Consider the following 17682-nt stretch of genomic DNA (forward strand, 5'->3'; position numbering starts at 1 on the left):
AAGAGAGCATGTCCCAGGACGTTTTCCAGATCATGCGCGACGCCGTGGTCGCGCAACTCCGCGGGCTGCTGCCGGACCTGCCCGAGGACGCCTTCGCCCGCGTGCTGGTGGAACCGCCGCGTGACTCCTCCCATGGCGACATGGCCACCAACGCCGCGCTGGTGGTGGCCAAGCCGGCCCGGCTGCCGCCCGCCAAGCTGGCCGCCTCCCTGGCGGAACGGCTCGCCGGGTCCGGCATGGTGTCGGAAGCGGCGCCGGCCGGTCCGGGCTTCGTGAACCTGCGCCTGCGCGAGGCCGTGCTGCGGGACCAGTTGCCGACCGTCCTGCGCGAAGGGGAGGATTACGGCAACGGCAGCCTGGGCGGCGGGCGCGCCGTGGATGTCGAGTACGTGTCCGCCAACCCGACCGGTCCGATGCATGTCGGCCATTGCCGCGGCGCCGTGGTGGGTGATGCCCTGGCCAACCTGCTGGAAAAGGCGGGCTGGTCGGTGACCAAGGAATACTACGTCAACGATGCCGGCGCGCAGGTGCAGGCGCTCGCTTGGGCCGCCTACTGGCGCTACCTCCAGGCCCTCGGCACCGCCCTCACGGAGGAGGAGTTCTCGGCCAACGTGCCGGGCGGGCTGCAGTACCGCGGCGAGTACCTGATCGCCGTGGGCGAGGCGCTGAACCGGCAATACGGCGACACCCTCGCCCCCGGTGCCCTGCCGGCCGATCCCGCGCTCTGGTTCGACACGGTGCGGGAACGCACGGTGGGGATGATGATGGACGAGATCCGCGAGGACCTCGCCGCCCTGGGCGTCCGGCACGATGTGTTCATCAGCGAGGCCGAACTGGTGAAGGCCGGCGTGGCCGACCGCGCCATCGCCGAACTCGCGGCGGAGGGGCTGGTCTACGAGGGCGTGCTGGAGCCCCCCAAGGGCAAGACGCCCGACGACTGGGAGCCGCGGCCGCAGACCCTCTTTGCCTCCACCCGCTTCGGCGACGACGTGGACCGCCCGCTACGCAAGAGCGACGGCACCAACACCTACTTCGCCAACGACATCGGCAACCATGCCGACAAGATCGCCCGCGGCTTCGCCGAGCTGGTGCAGGTCTGGGGCGCCGACCATGGCGGCTATGTCCGGCGCATGCAGGCGGCGGTGAAGGCGCTGTCGGTGAAGGCGCCGGTTCCGCTGGACGTGGTGCTCACCCAGATCGTCAAGGTGATGAAGGGCGGCGAGCCCGTGCGCATGAGCAAGCGCGCCGGCACCTACGTCACGCTGCGCGACCTGCTGGAGGAGGTCGGGCGGGACGCGGTGCGCTTCACCATGCTGACCCGCAAGGCCGACGCCCAGATGGAGTTCGACCTGGACAAGGTGGTCGAGCAGTCGCGCGACAACCCGGTCTTCTATGTCCAGTACGCCCATGCCCGTTGCCGCTCCGTGCTGCGCGGGGCAGGGGACCCCGACAGCGCCGGCTTGGCCGAGGCGCCGCTGGACACCCTGACCGACCCCGCGGAACTGGCCCTGCTGCGCCGGATCATCGCCTGGCCGCGCACCGTGGAAGCCGCTGCTGCAGCGCGGGAGCCGCACCGGATCGCCTTTTATTTGCATGACTTGGCGAGCGACTTTCACCTATTGTGGAACCGGGGGCGCGAGGATGCGACCCTGCGCTTCATCCGGGAGGAAGACCCGGCCGCCACACGCGCGAGGCTCGCCCTCGTCGCCGCGACGGCCGTGGTGATCCGCTCGGGCCTGCGCGTCATGGGGGTGACGCCGGTCGAGGAGATGCGGTGAGCGATATCACGGTTCCGTCTTACCGCGTGCAGCGGGAGACGAGGGGGATCATTCCCTGGCGCATGCTGGCGGTCTCGGGGGGGATCCTGGCGGTGTTGGGGGTCGGTGGCGCGGCGGTCTGGGGTTTGACCCGGGCCGTGTCGCGCGGCGTGCCGGTGATCGAGGCGGATTCGCGGCCCTTCCGAATCCGTCCGGACGATCCCGGCGGGCTGCGCGTGGCCAACCAGGAAGAGCGGATCTTCGACACGCAGCGCGCCCCAGCCGGACGAGCGGGCGGCCGCCCCGGTCAGGCCAGCGCGCCGCAGGTGGCGCCGGAACCGGAACGCCCGGACCTGACCGCCCTGCGGCAGGCCACGGCGCCGCGCGCCCCGGCTCCGGCCGCACCATCCGCCGCGCCCGCGGCAGCACCGAACGGCGGCGCCGCCGCCACGGCCGCGGCGCCCCGCGCCGAGCCGGTACCGCCGGTCGCGGCCCGGGCGGAACCGCCGGCCGCGCCGCGAACCCCGGCTGCCGTCGCCAGCGGGCGCGCCGTGGTGCAGCTCGGCGCCCTGTCCAGCGAGGAAAGCGCCCAGGCCGAGTGGACGCGCCTGAAGGGCCGTCTGGGCGAGCTGCTGGCCGATCGCCGTCCGCAGGTGCTGCGCTTCGAACGCGACGGCAAGCCCACCATGTACCGGCTGCGCACCGGCGGCTTTGCGGATACCACGGCGGCCAAGGCCTTCTGCGACGCCGCCCGGGCCAAGGGCGCCTCGGCCTGCGCCGCCATCGGCGGATGACCGACACCCGGGCGGCCGTGGTTGGCATCGCCGGCACCTCCCTGTCGGCCGAGGAGGCGGCGCTGTTCCGGCAGCACCGTCCCGCGGGCGCGATCCTCTTTGCCCGCAACATCGCCGACCCTGCGCAGCTGCTCGCGCTGACGGCGGCCTTGCGCCAGGAACTGGGCGAGGAGGCGCCGATCCTCGTGGACCAGGAGGGCGGGCGCGTCGCCCGGCTGAAGCCGCCGCACTGGCCGGCCTTTCCCTCCTGCGCCAGCTTCGAGGGCCGCCCCGAGCAAGCCCGGCAAGTCGCCGCGCAGCTCGGGGCGGTGTGCCTGGCCATGGGATTGGACGTGGTTTGCGCGCCGGTGCTCGACCTGCGCCTGCCCGATGCGCACGACATCATCGGCGACCGCGCCTTCTCGGCCGATCCGGCAGAGGTGGCGCGGATCGGCGCCGCCTTCACCGCCGGACTCCGGGCCGCCGGCTGCGTGCCGGTGATCAAGCACGTCCCCGGGCACGGCCGCGCCACGCTGGACAGCCACGAAGCCTTGCCGCGCGTCGCCGCCGGCCGCGAGGAGCTGGCGGCGGACATCTTCCCCTTCCGCGCCGTGTGCCTGCCCGATGCGGGCCGCAGCCTCTGGGCGATGACCGCGCATATCCTCTACGAGGCGCTGGACCCGGACCGGCCGGCCACGCTGTCGCCGCGGGTGATCGAGGGAGTCATCCGCGACGAGATCGGCTTCGATGGGGTGCTGGTCTCGGACGACCTCGCCATGAAGGCTCTGACGGGGGAGCCGGCAGCGCTCGCGGCCGCCTCGCTGGCGGCGGGCTGCGACCTCGTGCTGCATTGCCCCGGCATTTTCGCGGAGAATGCGGCCCTGCTCGCCGCCTGCCCGGTGCTGAGCGACCGTGCGGCGGAGCGCCTGGCCGAAGCGCGCGCCCTCAGCCTCGCCACCCGTCGCCCGGCGGCCTGAGCCGAACCATGCCCGACTGGCTGCCGGAACTGGTTGCCTCGGTGCTGGCCGCCGTTCTCGCCATCACACTGCACGAGGCGGCGCACGGCTATGCCGCCCTGTGGCTCGGCGATCCCACGGCGCGGGAAGCGGGGCGGCTCAGCCTCAACCCGCTGCGCCACGTCGACCCGATGGGCACGCTGCTGGTGCCGGGGGTGCTGCTGGTGTCGCAGTTGCTGACCATCGGGCAGGTGCAGATGATGTTCGGCTGGGCCAAGCCGGTGCCGGTGAACATCCGCCGCCTGCGCGACCCGCGCTTCGGCATGGTGGCGGTGGCTGCCGCGGGGCCTGCCATCAATGTCTTCCTCGCTTTCGTCGCCGCGCTGCTGTGGCATCCCGTGCAGGCCGCGGAGCTGCCGGACGCGGCCTCGGGCTGGCTATTCCATTTCCTCGGCATGCTGGTGCTGGCCAACCTGATCCTCGGCCTGTTCAACCTGATCCCGCTGCCGCCGATGGATGGCGGACGCATCCTGGGCGGGCTGTTGCCGCCGGCGATCGGCATCCCTTTCCTGCGGCTGGAACGGTTCGGGCTGCTGCTGGTGCTCGGCGTCCTGTTCGTGCTGCCGCAGCTGGTGTCGGCCTGGACCCCCATGGAATGGCTGCTGCGCTACGCCGTGTCGCCCGTGCTGCAGCTGGTGCTGCGCGTGGCGGGGCACGCGCTGCCATGACGGCCACCTCCGTGGTGGCCGCACCCGCGCGCCCGGGAACCGAGGCCCTGGTCGTCACGCTGGAGGGCTACGAGGGTCCGCTGGACCTGCTGCTGGACCTCGCCCGCAGTCAGAAGGTGGACCTAGCCGCGCTGGATATCCTGTCGCTGGTGGACCAGTACCTCGCGGTGATCGAGGGTGCCCGGCAGGTGCGGCTGGAACTGGCCGCGGACTGGCTGGTGATGGCGGCCTGGCTGGCCTGGCTGAAGTCGCGCCTGCTGCTGCCCGACCCCGAGCCGGACGAGGATGCCGAAGCGGCCACGGAGTCCCTGACCGACCGGCTCATGGGGCTTGAAGCGCTGCGTGCCGGGGCGGGCTGGCTGGGTGGGCGGCCGGTGCTGGGCCGCGACGTCTTCGCCCGCGGCACGCCCGAGAGCCTGACCGAGCAGCGCGAGGGTGCCCTCTCGGCCGACCTGCCGGCGCTGCTGCATGCCTGGACCGCCGCCCTGCGCCGCGCCGCGGCCAAGCGGCCCTACGTCCCCAAGCATCGCAGCCTCTGGACTGTGCGGGACGCGCTGGACCGGTTGCGCCGCCTGCTGGTGGGCGGGCCGGACTGGAACGAGCTGCTGCACTTCCTGCCCACCCTGTCGGCCGACCCGGTGGAACGGCGCGCCGCCATGGCCAGCACCCTGATCGCCGGGCTGGAACTGGCGCGCGGCGGCGGGGTGGAGCTGCGCCAGGAAGCCCCCTTCGGCCCAATCCTGCTGCGGCCCTTGGAGGAGAACGCCAATGCCGCCTGAGGAGCAGGCCCTGCGGCTGGCCGAAGCCCTGCTCTTCGCCTCCGACCGTCCGGTAGCCACCGCTCGGCTCGCCGCGGCGCTGGGAGAGGAGGGCGATGCGGCGGCGGTGCTGTCAGCCCTGCGGGACCGCTATGCCGGCCGTGGGGTAGAGGTGGTGGAGGTAGCGGGAGGCTGGGCCTTCCGCACCGCGCCCGACCTCGCCCCCGCCCTGACCCGCGTGATCGAGGTTCCCAAGCGCTTGCCCCGCGCGGCCATGGAAGCCCTGGCGGCCATCGCCTGGCGCCAGCCCGTGACACGCGCCGAGATCGAGGATCTGCGCGGCGCCTCCCTGTCACAGAACAGCCTCGACGCGCTGCTGGAAGCCGGGCTGATCGCGCCACGCGGCCGCAAGGAAAGCCCGGGTCGGCCGGTGCTCTGGGGCACGACGCCGCGCTTCCTGGAACAGTTCGGCCTGCGCTCCCTGGCGGAGCTGCCGCGCCAGGAAGACCTGCTGGCGCCGGAGAATGCCGGCTCTGCCCCACTCGGGCCGCCCCCGGCGTGAGCCTGCGCTTCGCGGGTATCCGCCACGCTTACGGCACGCGTGAGGTGCTGCGCGGCATCGACCTGGAGGTCGGGCCGGGCGAGATCGTTTGCCTGCTCGGCCCCTCCGGTGACGGCAAGACCACCCTGCTGCGGCTGGCTGCGGGGTTGGAGCCGTTGCAGGCCGGCCAGTTGGCGGTCGGCGGCCGGATCGTTGCCCGGCCCGGGCGCGACCTGCCGCCGGAGGACCGGGGCGTCGGGCTGGTGTTCCAGGACTACGCCCTGTTCCCGCACCTGACGGTGGCCGAGAATGTCGGCTTCGGCCTGCGACGCCTGCCCCGGCCCGAACGCGCCTCCCGCGTGGCCGAGGCGCTGGCCCGGGTCGGGCTGGCGGAGCACGCGCGGGCCTACCCGCACATGCTCTCGGGCGGGCAGGGGCAGCGCGTGGCGCTGGCCCGGGCGCTGGCGCCACGCCCCTCGGTGCTGCTGCTGGATGAGGCTTTCGCCAGCCTGGACGCCCGGTTGCGCGAACAGGTGCGCGAGGAAACCCGCCAGGTCCTCCAGGAGGCCGGGATCGCCACGCTGATCGTCACCCATGACGCGGCCGAGGCCATGGCCATGGCCGACCGCATCGCGCTGATCCGCGGCGGCCGGATCGAGCAGGCTGGTCCGCCGGAAGAACTCTACCTGCGGCCCGCCAGCGCCTTTGTGGCCGAGTTCCTCGGCGAGGTGAACCGCTTTCCGGCAAAGGCTTCGGGCGGCCGCGCGCGCTTCGCGCTGGGTGACCTGCCGACCTCGCTGCCCGACGGTCCCGTGCAGATCCTGCTGCGCCCCGAAGCCGTCCGGGTCCTGCCCAAGGGCGAAGGCGTGACGGCCGAGGTGGAGTCGTCGCGTATCCTCGGCGCCGCGGCGGCCGTGGTGCTGCGGGTGGCGGACGGGCAGGGCGGCCATCTCCGGTTGCGCGCCATGCTGCCGGCCGGGAACCCGCCGCCGCCTCGGCAGGCCGGGTTGCAGATCGATGCGGGCGGCGCCTTCGTATTCCCGGCCGGCACTTCCTAGATAACCGCACCGAGGCCAGGCTTCCCCGGCGGGGGGAGCGATTGGCGGGCCGGGGCGTTCCTGCTAACGGGAGCGGCCCCGACGCTTCCGGCGCCGGCCGGAACGCAACATCGGGGGCATGAGCGGAGCAGCATGTTCGACCTCGCCTGGTCCGAAATCGCGGTCATCGTCGTGGTGGCCGTCGTCGTGATCGGCCCCAAGGATCTGCCCGACACCATCCGGGGCATCGCTCGTGGCATCGCCAAGATGCGCCGCATGGCGGGCGAGCTGCAGGGCCACCTGGACGAAGTGGTGCGGGAAGCGAAGCTGGAGGACGTGCGCGACCAGATCCGCGACATCCGCAACTTCGACCTCAAGGGGGAGATCGAGCGGGCGGTGGACAAGGATGGCGCGCTGCGTGACACGCTGCGCGACGACCCGTTCCGCGCCTCGCCGCCCACCCCCTCCGCGGATGTGGCGCCGGCCGCCCCCGCCGTGCCGCTCTCCGAAGCGCCCGCCGGCGCCGGAACCGACGCCACCGGCTCCGCCCCGCTGCCCGATGCCGCCGTGACCGCCGGTCCGGCCCAGGCGGCGGCAACGCCGCCGGGGGCCGTGCCGCAGGCGGCGAGGCCGGCCATTCCCACCACGGCCTATGCGCCGAGCCCCGCGCCGGTCGCCCCGCGCCCGGTGACGCTCGACCCGCCCGCGCCGACCCACCAGAACGTTTGAAGCGAAACCACAGTGCCTCGCGATCCGGACGACACGATCGACGACAAGCCCATGCCGTTGATCGACCACCTGCTCGAGCTGCGAACGCGGCTCCTGTGGTCCATCGGCGCCTTCATTATCGCCTTCGCGATCTGCTACTACTTCTCGACGCAGATCTACGGCTTCCTGGCGCGGCCCCTGGCCGACGTGCTGCAGCACCAGGGCGCCGGCGACCGGCGCATGATCTTCACCGCGCTGTACGAGGCCTTCTTCACCTACCTGAAGGTCGCCTTCTTCGGCGCCGTGTTCATCTCGTTCCCGATCTGGGCGACGCAGCTGTGGCTGTTCATCGCGCCGGGCCTGTACCGGTCGGAGAAGCGGGCGATCACGCCCTTCCTGATCGCCTCGCCGATCCTGTTCCTCATGGGCGCGGCACTGGCCTATTATTTCATCTTCCCGCTGGCCTGGAAGTTCTTCATCTCCTTCGAGAGCCCCGGCGCGGCGGGCGGGCTGCCCGTGCAGCTGGAAGCCAAGGTCAGCGAATACCTGTCGCTGGTCATGCACATGATCCTGGCCTTCGGCATCGCCTTCCAGATGCCGGTGGGGCTGACCCTGATGGCCAAGGTCGGCATCGTGAACGTGGCGCAGCTGAAGAAGGGCCGCCGCTATGCCATCGTGGGCATGTTCGTGGCCGCCGCCGTGCTGACGCCGCCCGACGTTATCAGCCAGATCGGCTTGGCCGTGCCGCTGCTGCTGCTCTACGAGCTGTCCATCATCGCTGCCGGCTGGGTGGCGCCCAAGCCGCCCAAGGTCTGAGCCGCCATGCATGACATCCGGGCCGTGCGCGCCGATCCGGCCGCATTCGATGCGGCCATGGCACGGCGCGGGCTGCCGCCGGTGGCGGAGCGGCTGATCGCGCTGGACGCTGCCCGCCGGACCGCCACCACCGCCGTCGAGGAAGCCCGGGCCGCCCGCAACAAGACCAGCCGGGAGGTCGGCACGCTGAAGGCGGCGGGCCGGCATGAGGACGCGCAGCGGCTGATCGACGGACTCGCGGCAGGCGAGAAGGTGTCGGGCGAAGCCCTGGCCGCCGCCGAGGCGGAATTGCGTGCCGAGCTGGCGGCCCTGCCCAACCTGCTCGACCCCGAGGTGCCGGACGGGCCGGACGAGAGCGCCAACCTGCTGCTGCACCAGCACGGCGCCCCGCCCAACTTCGCCTTCGCGCCGAAGCAGCATTTCGAGATCGGCGAGGCGCTGGGGCAGATGGACTTCGCCGCCGCCGCCAGGCTGGCCGGCGCCCGCTTCACCGTGCTGCGCGGCGAGCTCGCCCGGCTGGAGCGCGCCCTGGGACAGTGGATGGTGTCGCTGCACGCCGACGAGCACGGCTACACCGAAACCTCCGTGCCGCTGCTGGTGAACGACGCCACCATGTTCGGCACCGGCCAGCTGCCCAAATTCGCGGAAGACCTGTTCCGCACCACGGACGGCCGCTGGCTGGTGCCCACCGCCGAGGTCCCGCTGACCAACCTCGCCGCCGGCGAGATCCTGCCGGAAGCCGAGCTGCCCCGGCGCATGACGGCGCTGACGCCTTCCTTCCGGTCTGAAGCCGGCTCGGCCGGGCGGGACACGCGCGGCATGCTGCGGCAGCACCAGTTCGCCAAGGTGGAACTGGTCTCCATCACCCAGCCCGAGGACAGCGCCGCCGAACACGAGCGCATGACGGCCTGTGCCGAGCGGGTGCTGACGGAACTGGGCCTGGTCTGGCGCCGCATGCTGCTGTGTTCCGGCGACACCGGCTTCTCGGCCAGCAGGACCTATGACCTGGAAGTCTGGCTGCCGGGGCAGGCGGCCTGGCGGGAAATCTCCTCCTGCTCCAACTGCCGCGACTTCCAGGCCCGGCGGATGAACGCGCGCTTCCGGCCCAAGGAGGTCCCGGGCACCAAGGCAGGCCCGGCCTTCGTGCACACGCTGAACGGTTCCGGGGTGGCGGTCGGGCGGGCGCTGATCGCGGTGTTGGAAACCCACCAGCAAGCGGATGGCTCCGTCCGGTTGCCCGAGGTCCTGCGCCCCTGGATGGGCGGCTTGGAGTTCATCGGGGCCGGGCGCCTTGCGCCTGCCGCGGCCACCCCATAGGTTCCGCCCCGGAACTCCACCGACGGCGGGGCGTGGCGCAGCCTGGCAGCGCGCCTGTTTTGGGTACAGGAGGTCGTGGGTTCGAATCCCGCCGCCCCGATGGTGGTGCATTCCGCAGTTTGAGAACAGGACGAACACGGTTCCATGGACAAGGCCCGTATCTACTGCGCCACCAAGAGCTCCATGCAGTCGGGCCTCGGCAAGACGGAATACTGGCTGCTGGAATTCCCCTCCAACGCCCCGAAGCGGATTGACCCGTTGACCGGCTGGTACGGGTCGGACGACATGCAGCAGCAGGTCATGCTGAGCTTCGCGACGCTGGATGCCGCCGTGGCCTATGCCCAGTCGCAGGGCATCGAATACGATCTGGAAGCACGGCGGGAGGTTCCGGCCATCAAGCCGAAAGCCTATGCCGACAACTTCCGGGCCGGCCGTCGTAGCAACTGGACCCACTGACGCCATCTGGCGGATTGCCGCGGCCGGGCGGCCACGGCACCATGCGTCGTCCTTCCGGGCGTCCTTAGCTCAACTGGACAGAGCAACCGGCTTCTACCCGGTTGGTTGGGGGTTCGAGTCCCTCAGGGCGCGCCAGGGCGCTAGAGTTCCCGTCCCCCCATCCGCATCAGCCCCACCGCACCCGGTATCCGCCGGATCAGCGGCCGCAGCGCCATGTAGGCGTGCTGCAGCGCGTGGCTGGCAACGGCCCGCTCGCGGTCGCGATAGGGCGAGTTCACCCCGCGCTTCCGGGCCAGGGCGGCCCAGTCATTGTGGTTGTAGCACTTCAGCTCCGCGCTGACGGAGCGGCTGACATGGGCGTATTTCGGCAGCACCAGCCCGATGTTTTCCGGCCGGAACACGACGAAGTTGTCCACCATGAAGTCCTCGAAGCGCGCGAGACGCTCGGGGCTCCAGTCGTTGTGGAAGTCCAGGCGGACCTCCATCACCCGGCGCGCATAATGTATCGCCAGCCACTGCTCCACCGCGTAGCGCGCCAGGAAGCGCCGCTCCGACCCGGTGGAGCCGGCAGCGTAGTCGTGGGTGAGGTAGTGCACCGCATCATCCAGGCGGAAGGGTGGGGCGCTCCAGTAGGTGCGCAGGTCCTCGGTAAAGCCGACCTGCACCCAGTCGCTCAGGTGGTAGAGCATCCGCTCGTCGATGCGCGGGTTCAGCGTGAAGAAGGAGGGGATCAGGATGCGGCCCTGTCCCACCGCCAGCGGCCGGTCGCCCGCGACGCTGAATTCCAGGAATCGTTGCAGCAGCGCCGGACTCACCAGCAACGCGTCGCTGCGCAGCTTCACGGCGTAGCGTGTCTTCACCTTGGCCAGTCCCGCGGCCGTGGAGGCGATCTGACGGTTGATGTTGTTCTGGCCGGAGTCAATCTTGAGTTGCGGCAGCGCCGCCGGTTGTTCGATCAGCGCCACGGCGTCGAAAGCCGGGGCCAGCAATTCCAGTAGGTACGCTTTCGCCTGCATCGCCGAGCGCTGCGGCGGGGGACGGTTCGGCTCGAAGCCGCTGCTGGGCTCGAAGCTGGCGAGAACGACGGCACAACCGGGAAAAACGTCGCGCAGTTCCTGCGCTTTGCTGCGCGGGTCTTCCCCAGGCGTCAAAGGACCTTGCACCACGAAGGTGAAGTCGCCGAATTCTGCCAAATCGCTCTCCTGGCCGGAAACGGTGCCGGGATAGCCTGGCCATCCACCGTCGTGCTTGCCGCGCAATTCCTAGACTCTTCGCACCGGTCGAGGTGCTAGTCGCCAGTGACAACTCTGCGAGAGGCACCGCGCGCGACGCATAGCGCCTACCCGATCTTACCCACAAGCTGCCGACAGGGGGCAGAACGATGCCCGGCCGGCCGAAGTCTCTTCGCTGTCTCCCGGTCCTGGACCGGCCCCCGGGCTTCCACAACGTCTTGTGCAATCCGGCACGCCCGCCATCTCGCGGGCATGCAGGGATGTGGTCAGCGATGGCACCGCAGGGGAACGTGGTCAGCGTCGGTACGGCCACACATCCGGGGTAAATGCCGCCGCGACGAGCCGGGCCGCCTCGCGGCGCCGACGCTGTGGACACGGTGGCAGCCTTGCCTGCCGGACGGCACGGCATGCTGAAGCCGGCATTGATCGGCTCGGAGATTTATCGCGGCTCCACCTATGGCGGGAAACACCCCCTGGCGATCCCGCGGGTTTCCACCGTGCTGGACCTGATCGGCGCCCTGGGCTGGCTCGACCCGGCGCGCTACCACGACAGCCCGCGTGCCACCCCGGCGCAGCTCGCCCGCTTCCACACGCCCGACTATGTCGCCGCGCTGCAACGGGCCGAGGCGGCGGGCGGCGCGGACGAGGGAATGCGCGAGCGCCACCATCTCGGCGCTCATGGCAACCCGGTCTACCGGGAAGTGTTCCGTCGCCCCGCTACCGGCGCGGGCGGGATGCTGCTGGCGGCATCGCTGGTGGCGGAGGGCGGCGTCGTGCACGTGCCCGGCGCTGGTACCCACCATGCGCTGCCCGACCGGGCCAGCGGCTTCTGCTATCTCAACGACGTGGCTCTCGGGCTCTTCGCCCTGGTGGATGCCGGGCTGACGCGGGTCCTCTACCTCGACATCGATGCCCATCACGGCGACGGCGTGGAACTCGCCTTTCACGATGACCCGCGGGTCTTCACCCTCTCGGTGCACGAGGCCGGGCGCTGGCCGCACACCGGCAAAGCCGAGGATCGGGCCGGCGGCTACGCGCGAAACCTGCCCGTGCCGCCCGGCTTCAACGACAGCGAGATGGACTGGGTGCTGCGGCACGCCGTGCTGCCGATCATCCGTCACTTCCGCCCCCAGGCCATCGTGCTCCAGTGCGGCGCCGATGCGCTGGAGGATGACCCGCTGTCCCGCCTCTCCTTGTCGAACAACGCGCATTTCGCCGTGGTGCGGGCGCTGGTGGGATTGTCGGCGAGGCTGATCGTCACCGGCGGTGGGGGCTACAACCCCTGGACAGTGGCCCGCTGCTGGACGGGCGTCTGGGGCACGCTGAACGGCCACACCCTACCACCGCGTCTGCCGCCGGCGGCTGAGAGCATTCTGCGGGACCTGACCTGGTTCCGGGCGGCCGGGCGGGAACCGCCGGAACACTGGTTCACCACGTTGCGCGACGTACCCCGGCCCGGCGAAATCCGGGCGGAAATACGTGAGCTCTGCCCCTTCGTGCTGCGGGACCTTCCGCCGCCGCTGGACTGAGCCGGCCTTGCGCAGGGCCTTGCCCGGTCAGTCCGGCACCAGCAGCGACACGGCGGCCTGGGCCGCGATGCCCTCGCCCCGGCCGGTGAAGCCCAGCCGCTCGGAGGTGGTCGCCTTCACCGATACCCGCCCGAGCGGCACCCCCATGAGCTCGGCCAGCCGCTCCCGCATGGCGGTGGCATGCGGGGTGATCTTGGGCTGTTCGCAGATCAGCGTCACGTCGGCGGAAGCGATCATTCCGCCGCGGGCCCCCACCCGCCCGGCCGCGTGGCGCAGGAAGGCCGCGCTGTCGGCATCGCGCCAACGGCTCTCGGAGGGCGGGAAGTGCCGGCCGATGTCGCCCTCGGCCAGGGCCCCGTAGATCGCGTCGCAGAGGGCGTGGATGCCGACATCCGCGTCGGAATGCCCGTCCAGGCCGAGCGGGTGATCGATCTTGATGCCGCACAGGATCATCGGACGGTTCTCCACCAGGCGGTGGACGTCGAAGCCGGTGCCGACGCGCGGCAGCAGGGCGGCACGGGCCGCGGCCTCCAGGCGGGCGAGATCCTCGGGAAAGGTCACCTTCACGTTCTCCTCGGCTCCCGGCACCAGGGCCACCGTTTCGCCGGCCGCTTCCAGCAGGGCGGCATCATCGGTTGCGCCCGCCGGGCCGGTGCGGTGCGCCTCCAGCAGGGTGCCGAAGCGGAAGGCCTGCGGCGTTTGGGCGCGGAACATGCCGTCGCGCGAAACGGTGGCCTCGATCCGGCCGTCGCGCCCCCGCTTGAGCGTGTCGCTGACCGGCAGGGCTGGGATGGCACCCTGGCACCGTTCCAGGGCCGCCAGCAGGGCGGCAACGGTGCCGCTGGGGATCACCGGCCGCGCCGCGTCATGCACCAGCACCACCTCCGGCGGCTGGTCCGCCAGGGCTTCCAGCCCCGCCCGGACGCTGTCCTGACGGGTCGCGCCGCCCGTCACGGGTGCCCGAACGCCCGGCAGTCCTGCCAGTGCCTCGGCCACCCGTCCGGCCTCCTCCACGGCGCAAACGGGCAGCAGAACGGAAATCTCTCCGCCGGCAAGCAGGGCCTCCGCGGCCCGGCGCAGCAAGGGCCGTCCCGCCAGGGACAGGAACTGCTTGGGCATGGTGGCGCCGAAGCGCTGCCCACTGCCGGCAGCCATGAGCAGCGCAGCGACGCGCATCGGGCTGATCCTCGGAACTGGTGACCGCGTGGTGCAATAGCTGTCCCCCGTCCGCTCGCCCAGGGTGAGGCACGAAGGCCACGCGCCAGCCTTGAATCGCGCCGGGTTGATGAAATCCCTGCGTATGCACGGTGCTTGACGCCGCGGCTGCCCAACGGATAGGCAGCAGGAATGCATCTCCCCATCGTGACCCAGGCGAGCGTTCCCCGACCTGATCGGGGTGACGGAGAGCCCCAATTGCGCCCGATCGACCTGGGCGGGGGCGTCCGCATCGAATGTCCGGTGATCCTGGCCCCGATGTCGGGGGTGACCGATCTGCCCTTCCGGCAGCTCGCGCGCGAACTGGGCGCGCCCATGGTGGTCAGCGAGATGATCGCCAGCCAGGCCATGGTGCGGGAAAACCGCCAGACCCTGAAGATGGCCGAGGTCGACGGCTTCGGCGGCCCCGCTTCCGTGCAGCTCGCGGGCTGCGAGCCCGCCGTGATGGCCGAGGCCGCGCGGCTGGCGGTGGACCGGGGCGCGGCGGTGGTGGACATCAACTTCGGTTGCCCGGTGAAGAAGGTGGCACTCGGCCAGTCCGCCGGCTCCGCCCTGATGCGGGACGAGGTCGCGGCGGGCCGCATCCTGGAAGCCACGGTGCGCGCCGTGCCGGTGCCCGTGACGCTGAAGATGCGCATGGGCTGGGACCACAGCAGCCTGAACGCGCCGCGGCTGGCCCGGCTGGCGCAGGACTGCGGCATTCGCATGGTGACGGTGCATGGCCGCACCCGGCAGATGTTCTATACTGGCACGGCTGATTGGGACTTCGTGGCCTCCGTCAAAGCTGCGGTCGGCATCCCTGTGATCGTGAACGGCGACATCCTCGGCACCGCCGATGCGGCCGAGGCGTTGCGCCGGTCCGGGGCGGATGGCGTCATGGTAGGCCGCGGCGCCTATGGTCGGCCCTGGCTGCTGGCGGCCATCGCGGCGGGGCTGCAGGGCAGGGCGGACTTCGCCATCGCCGAGGAGCCCCCCCTGGCGCAGCGCTATGCCATCCTGCTGCGCCACTACGAGGCGATGCTGTCGCATCACGGCCGCGACCCCGGCATGCGCCTCGCCCGCAAGCACCTCGCCTGGTATTCCTATGGCCTGCCGGGCAGCGCGGAATTCCGCGGCCGGGTGAACCGCGCCGACACGCCCGAAGCGGCGATGGCCGAGCTGCGGGAGTTCTGGGAACCATTGATCACCGAGGGCGTGACCGTGGCGCATGGCCGCCGGGACAAGCTGGCGGCATGACCGGACCCGTGACCGCGCTGATCCGCCGGGTCGCGCCCCGGCCCCGCATCGGCCTGAGCCCCGAAGCCGCCGCCGTGCTGAGCGCCATGCCGATGCCGGTGGTGGTGCTGGATGAGGCGGACCGCTTCCGCTACGCTAATCCGGCGGCGGAGTTGTTCCTGCAGCTCTCGGCCGTTTCGCTCGGGCAGCTCACCCTGGGCGACCTCCTGCCCGAGGACAGCCGCCTCGCGGCCCTGGTGCGACAGGTCCGCACCCTGGGCGCCCCGGTATCGGACCACGACCTGTTGCTGGAAAGCCCCCGGCTGCACCGCCAGGACGTGTCCGTCCAAGGCGCGACCCTGCCGGAAATGCCCGGCGCCGTGGTGCTGACGCTGCAGGACGGTTCCACCGCGCACAAGCTCGACCGGCAGCTGAACTTCCGTGGCGCGGCACGCGGGGCCTCGGCCATGGCCGAGGTGCTGGCACACGAGGTGAAGAACCCGCTTTCCGGCATCCGTGGGGCAGCGCAGCTGCTGGAACAATCGGCCAGCGAAGCCGACCGCGAGCTCTGCACCCTGATCCAGGACGAGGCCGACCGCATCCGTGACCTGGTGGAGCGGATGGACATGTTCAGCGAGCGCCCGATCGAGCGCACGCCGCTGAACATCCATGAGGTTCTCGGTCATGTCCGCCGGGTGTCCGGCACCGGCTTCGCCGCGCATCTTCGCGTGGTGGAGGACTACGACCCCTCCCTGCCACCGGTGCTGGGCAACCGCGACCTGCTGGTGCAGGTGCTGCTGAACCTGGTGAAGAATGCCGCCGAGGCGGTGGACTCGATCGAGGGCGAGATCGTGCTCTCCACCGCCTATCGGCACGGGGTCCGTATCGCCATTCCCGGCAGCAACGAGCGCGTCCACCTGCCTCTGGAAGTCTGCGTCCGCGACAACGGTCCCGGCATCCCCGAGGAAGTCCGCGCCACGCTGTTCGAGCCTTTCGTGACCACCAAGCGGGGCGGGCAGGGGCTCGGCCTCGCGCTGGTGGCCAAGCTGGTGGGCGATCTCGGGGCGCTGATCGAGTGCGACAGCCGCCCCGGGCGCACGATCTTCCGCCTTTCCCTTCCCATCCCGCCGGCGGAGCGGCCGGCCGCGGGTCCGGCCCAGCCCCCCCGCACCAGGAGCGCTTCTTGAGCGGACAAACCATCCTGATCGCCGACGACGACCGGGCGATCCGCACCGTGCTGTCCCAGGCGCTGGGCCGCGCCGGCTACAATGTCCGCGCCACTGCCTCCGCCGCCACGCTGTGGCGCTGGGTGGAAGATGGCGAAGGCGACCTCGTGATCACGGACGTGGTGATGCCCGACGAGAACGGGCTGGACCTCGTGCCCCGCATCAAGCGCATCCGGCCCGAGCTGCGGGTGCTGGTGATGTCTGCGCAATCCACCTTCATGACCGCGGTGAAGGCTGCCCAGCGCGGCGCCTTCGAATACCTGCCCAAGCCCTTCGACCTCAACGAACTGCTGGCCGTGGTCGGCCGCGCCCTGGTCGCGCCCCGCCCCGCCGCCGAAGTGCCGGAGGACGGGGAGGGGGAGCGCCTGCCGATCATCGGCCGCTCGCCGGCGATGCAGGAGATCTATCGCACCGTCGCCCGGCTCACGACCACGGACCTGACCGTGATGATCACGGGCGAGAGCGGCACCGGCAAGGAACTCGTCTCTCGCGCCCTGCACGACTATGGCAAGCGGCGAGGCGGCCCCTTCGTGGCCATCAACATGGCCGCCATCCCGCGCGAGCTGATCGAGGCGGAACTCTTCGGCCATGAGCGCGGCGCCTTCACCGGCGCCCTGGCCCGCGGCGTGGGCCGCTTCGAGCAGGCGGCCGGCGGCACCCTCTTCCTGGACGAGATCGGCGACATGCCGGCCGAGGCGCAGACCCGCCTCCTGCGCGTACTGCAAGAAGGCGAGTTCACCACGGTGGGCGGGCGCCAGCCGATCAAGGCCAATGTCCGCATCATCGCGGCGACCCACCGTGACCTCCGGCAGGCGATCCGGGCCGGGGTGTTCCGCGAGGACCTGTTCTACCGGCTGAACGTGGTGCCCATCCGCCTACCCCCGCTGCGGGAGCGGCTAGAGGATATCCCGCTCCTCGCCCGTCACTTCCTGGAACGTGCCAAGGCCTCCGGCCTGCCGGGCAAGAGCCTGGACCACGACGCGCTGGAGCGGCTGAAGCAGCATTCCTGGCCCGGCAACGCCCGGGAACTGGAGAACCTGATGCGCCGGCTCGCCGCCCTGTACCCGCAGGAGGTGATCGGTGCCGACGCGGTGGCGGCGGAACTGAGCGAGACCGACATGGCCTCCGCGCCGCAATCCGACTCCCGCAATCCGGAAACCCTGGAACAGGCGGTGGAACGTCATCTGGCGGGCTTCCTTGGCGCCCATCGCGACGGCATGCCGGTCCGCGACCTGTACGAACGGGTGGTGGCCGAGGTCGAACGGCCGCTGATCCGGCTGGCGCTGGCGGCGACCCGGGGCAACCAGATCAAGGCGGCCGCCATGCTGGGGCTGAACCGGAACACCCTGCGCAAGAAGATCCGGGAGTTGGAACTGCCGGTGGTCCGCGGCCTGTCCTGACTCCGGGCGGCCGCGCCC

The 17682-nt window shown here is 71.3% G+C and carries 17 protein-coding genes and 2 tRNA genes; 17 read left to right on the forward strand and 2 right to left on the reverse strand.

Annotated features, from left to right (window positions below; genetic code table 11):
• The first annotated feature begins 8 nt into the window (after positions 1 to 8).
• From argS to ACLIBK_RS01375, 13 genes are all read left to right on the forward strand, one after another.
• On the forward strand, positions 9 to 1778 hold the full coding sequence (gene argS, locus ACLIBK_RS01315; protein WP_415385398.1) for an arginine--tRNA ligase: 1770 nt from the start codon (positions 9 to 11) through the stop codon (positions 1776 to 1778).
• Complete coding sequence (locus ACLIBK_RS01320; protein WP_415385399.1) at positions 1775 to 2551, forward strand: SPOR domain-containing protein; 777 nt, start codon at positions 1775 to 1777, stop codon at positions 2549 to 2551. The genes argS and ACLIBK_RS01320 overlap by 4 nt, the downstream gene beginning before the upstream one ends.
• On the forward strand, positions 2548 to 3507 hold the full coding sequence (nagZ, locus tag ACLIBK_RS01325) for a beta-N-acetylhexosaminidase (RefSeq protein WP_415385400.1): 960 nt from the start codon (positions 2548 to 2550) through the stop codon (positions 3505 to 3507). The genes ACLIBK_RS01320 and nagZ overlap by 4 nt, the downstream gene beginning before the upstream one ends.
• Positions 3508 to 3515: 8 nt before the next feature.
• On the forward strand, positions 3516 to 4214 hold the full coding sequence (locus tag ACLIBK_RS01330; protein ID WP_415385401.1) for a site-2 protease family protein: 699 nt from the start codon (positions 3516 to 3518) through the stop codon (positions 4212 to 4214).
• Positions 4211 to 4993: a segregation and condensation protein A gene (locus ACLIBK_RS01335; protein WP_415385402.1), complete on the forward strand. Its 783-nt coding sequence runs from the start codon at positions 4211 to 4213 to the stop codon at positions 4991 to 4993. Before ACLIBK_RS01330 ends, ACLIBK_RS01335 begins: the two co-directional genes overlap by 4 nt.
• A complete protein-coding gene (gene scpB, locus ACLIBK_RS01340; RefSeq protein WP_415385403.1) occupies positions 4983 to 5534 on the forward strand; it encodes an SMC-Scp complex subunit ScpB in 552 nt (183 codons plus the stop codon). The genes ACLIBK_RS01335 and scpB overlap by 11 nt, the downstream gene beginning before the upstream one ends.
• Positions 5531 to 6571, forward strand: coding sequence for an ABC transporter ATP-binding protein (locus tag ACLIBK_RS01345; protein WP_415385404.1), 1041 nt, complete (start codon positions 5531 to 5533; stop codon positions 6569 to 6571). Before scpB ends, ACLIBK_RS01345 begins: the two co-directional genes overlap by 4 nt.
• Positions 6572 to 6703: 132 nt before the next feature.
• Complete coding sequence (gene tatB, locus ACLIBK_RS01350; protein WP_415385405.1) at positions 6704 to 7279, forward strand: Sec-independent protein translocase protein TatB; 576 nt, start codon at positions 6704 to 6706, stop codon at positions 7277 to 7279.
• A 51-nt stretch (positions 7280 to 7330) separates the two neighbouring features.
• Positions 7331 to 8074: a twin-arginine translocase subunit TatC gene (tatC, locus tag ACLIBK_RS01355; protein WP_415385561.1), complete on the forward strand. Its 744-nt coding sequence runs from the start codon at positions 7331 to 7333 to the stop codon at positions 8072 to 8074.
• A 6-nt stretch (positions 8075 to 8080) separates the two neighbouring features.
• Complete coding sequence (gene serS, locus ACLIBK_RS01360) at positions 8081 to 9391, forward strand: serine--tRNA ligase (RefSeq protein WP_415385406.1); 1311 nt, start codon at positions 8081 to 8083, stop codon at positions 9389 to 9391.
• A gap of 26 nt (positions 9392 to 9417) precedes the next feature.
• Positions 9418 to 9491 (forward strand) — tRNA-Pro (locus ACLIBK_RS01365).
• Positions 9492 to 9535: 44 nt separating this feature from the next.
• A complete protein-coding gene (locus tag ACLIBK_RS01370; RefSeq protein ID WP_415385407.1) occupies positions 9536 to 9847 on the forward strand; it encodes an ETC complex I subunit in 312 nt (103 codons plus the stop codon).
• A 58-nt stretch (positions 9848 to 9905) separates the two neighbouring features.
• A tRNA-Arg gene (locus ACLIBK_RS01375) sits at positions 9906 to 9982 on the forward strand.
• A gap of 5 nt (positions 9983 to 9987) precedes the next feature.
• Here the strand turns inward: ACLIBK_RS01375 and ACLIBK_RS01380 are convergent.
• Positions 9988 to 11040, reverse strand: a complete 1053-nt coding sequence (locus tag ACLIBK_RS01380) for a WavE lipopolysaccharide synthesis family protein (RefSeq protein WP_415385408.1) — start codon at positions 11038 to 11040, stop codon at positions 9988 to 9990.
• A gap of 446 nt (positions 11041 to 11486) precedes the next feature.
• Here ACLIBK_RS01380 and ACLIBK_RS01385 point away from each other — a divergent pair, with 446 nt between their 5' ends.
• On the forward strand, positions 11487 to 12608 hold the full coding sequence (locus ACLIBK_RS01385) for an acetoin utilization protein AcuC (RefSeq protein ID WP_415385409.1): 1122 nt from the start codon (positions 11487 to 11489) through the stop codon (positions 12606 to 12608).
• Between the two features lie 27 nt (positions 12609 to 12635).
• Here the strand turns inward: ACLIBK_RS01385 and ACLIBK_RS01390 are convergent, their stop codons facing one another.
• A complete protein-coding gene (locus ACLIBK_RS01390; protein WP_415385410.1) occupies positions 12636 to 13784 on the reverse strand; it encodes a bifunctional 2-C-methyl-D-erythritol 4-phosphate cytidylyltransferase/2-C-methyl-D-erythritol 2,4-cyclodiphosphate synthase in 1149 nt (382 codons plus the stop codon).
• A 171-nt stretch (positions 13785 to 13955) separates the two neighbouring features.
• Between ACLIBK_RS01390 and dusB the strand changes: the two genes are divergently transcribed.
• From dusB to ntrC, 3 genes are read left to right on the forward strand one after another with little or no spacing between them, the layout of a single operon-like run.
• On the forward strand, positions 13956 to 15059 hold the full coding sequence (gene dusB / locus ACLIBK_RS01395) for a tRNA dihydrouridine synthase DusB (RefSeq protein WP_415385411.1): 1104 nt from the start codon (positions 13956 to 13958) through the stop codon (positions 15057 to 15059).
• Entirely contained in the window at positions 15056 to 16225 is a 1170-nt protein-coding gene (locus ACLIBK_RS01400) for a two-component system sensor histidine kinase NtrB (RefSeq protein WP_415385412.1), read from the forward strand. The genes dusB and ACLIBK_RS01400 overlap by 4 nt, the downstream gene beginning before the upstream one ends.
• Positions 16222 to 17664, forward strand: a complete 1443-nt coding sequence (gene ntrC, locus ACLIBK_RS01405; protein ID WP_415385413.1) for a nitrogen regulation protein NR(I) — start codon at positions 16222 to 16224, stop codon at positions 17662 to 17664. Before ACLIBK_RS01400 ends, ntrC begins: the two co-directional genes overlap by 4 nt.
• Positions 17665 to 17682 lie beyond the last annotated feature (18 nt).

The sequence above is a fragment of the Roseomonas sp. BN140053 genome (assembly GCF_047690175.1).
Taxonomy (GTDB): domain Bacteria; phylum Pseudomonadota; class Alphaproteobacteria; order Acetobacterales; family Acetobacteraceae; genus Roseomonas.

What these genes read in the sequence shown, in the direction of transcription:
- argS (WP_415385398.1), top strand. Translation starts at nt 9, where the DNA reads ATGTCCCAGGACGTTTTCCAGATCATGCGCGACGCCGTGGTCGCGCAA.
- nagZ (WP_415385400.1), top strand. Translation starts at nt 2,548, where the DNA reads ATGACCGACACCCGGGCGGCCGTGGTTGGCATCGCCGGCACCTCCCTG.
- ACLIBK_RS01330 (WP_415385401.1), top strand. Translation starts at nt 3,516, where the DNA reads ATGCCCGACTGGCTGCCGGAACTGGTTGCCTCGGTGCTGGCCGCCGTT.
- ACLIBK_RS01335 (WP_415385402.1), top strand. Translation starts at nt 4,211, where the DNA reads ATGACGGCCACCTCCGTGGTGGCCGCACCCGCGCGCCCGGGAACCGAG.
- scpB (WP_415385403.1), top strand. Translation starts at nt 4,983, where the DNA reads ATGCCGCCTGAGGAGCAGGCCCTGCGGCTGGCCGAAGCCCTGCTCTTC.
- tatB (WP_415385405.1), top strand. Translation starts at nt 6,704, where the DNA reads ATGTTCGACCTCGCCTGGTCCGAAATCGCGGTCATCGTCGTGGTGGCC.
- tatC (WP_415385561.1), top strand. Translation starts at nt 7,331, where the DNA reads ATGCCGTTGATCGACCACCTGCTCGAGCTGCGAACGCGGCTCCTGTGG.
- serS (WP_415385406.1), top strand. Translation starts at nt 8,081, where the DNA reads ATGCATGACATCCGGGCCGTGCGCGCCGATCCGGCCGCATTCGATGCG.
- ACLIBK_RS01370 (WP_415385407.1), top strand. Translation starts at nt 9,536, where the DNA reads ATGGACAAGGCCCGTATCTACTGCGCCACCAAGAGCTCCATGCAGTCG.
- ACLIBK_RS01385 (WP_415385409.1), top strand. Translation starts at nt 11,487, where the DNA reads ATGCTGAAGCCGGCATTGATCGGCTCGGAGATTTATCGCGGCTCCACC.
- ACLIBK_RS01390 (WP_415385410.1), bottom strand. Translation starts at nt 13,784, where the DNA reads ATGCGCGTCGCTGCGCTGCTCATGGCTGCCGGCAGTGGGCAGCGCTTC.
- dusB (WP_415385411.1), top strand. Translation starts at nt 13,956, where the DNA reads ATGCATCTCCCCATCGTGACCCAGGCGAGCGTTCCCCGACCTGATCGG.
- ACLIBK_RS01400 (WP_415385412.1), top strand. Translation starts at nt 15,056, where the DNA reads ATGACCGGACCCGTGACCGCGCTGATCCGCCGGGTCGCGCCCCGGCCC.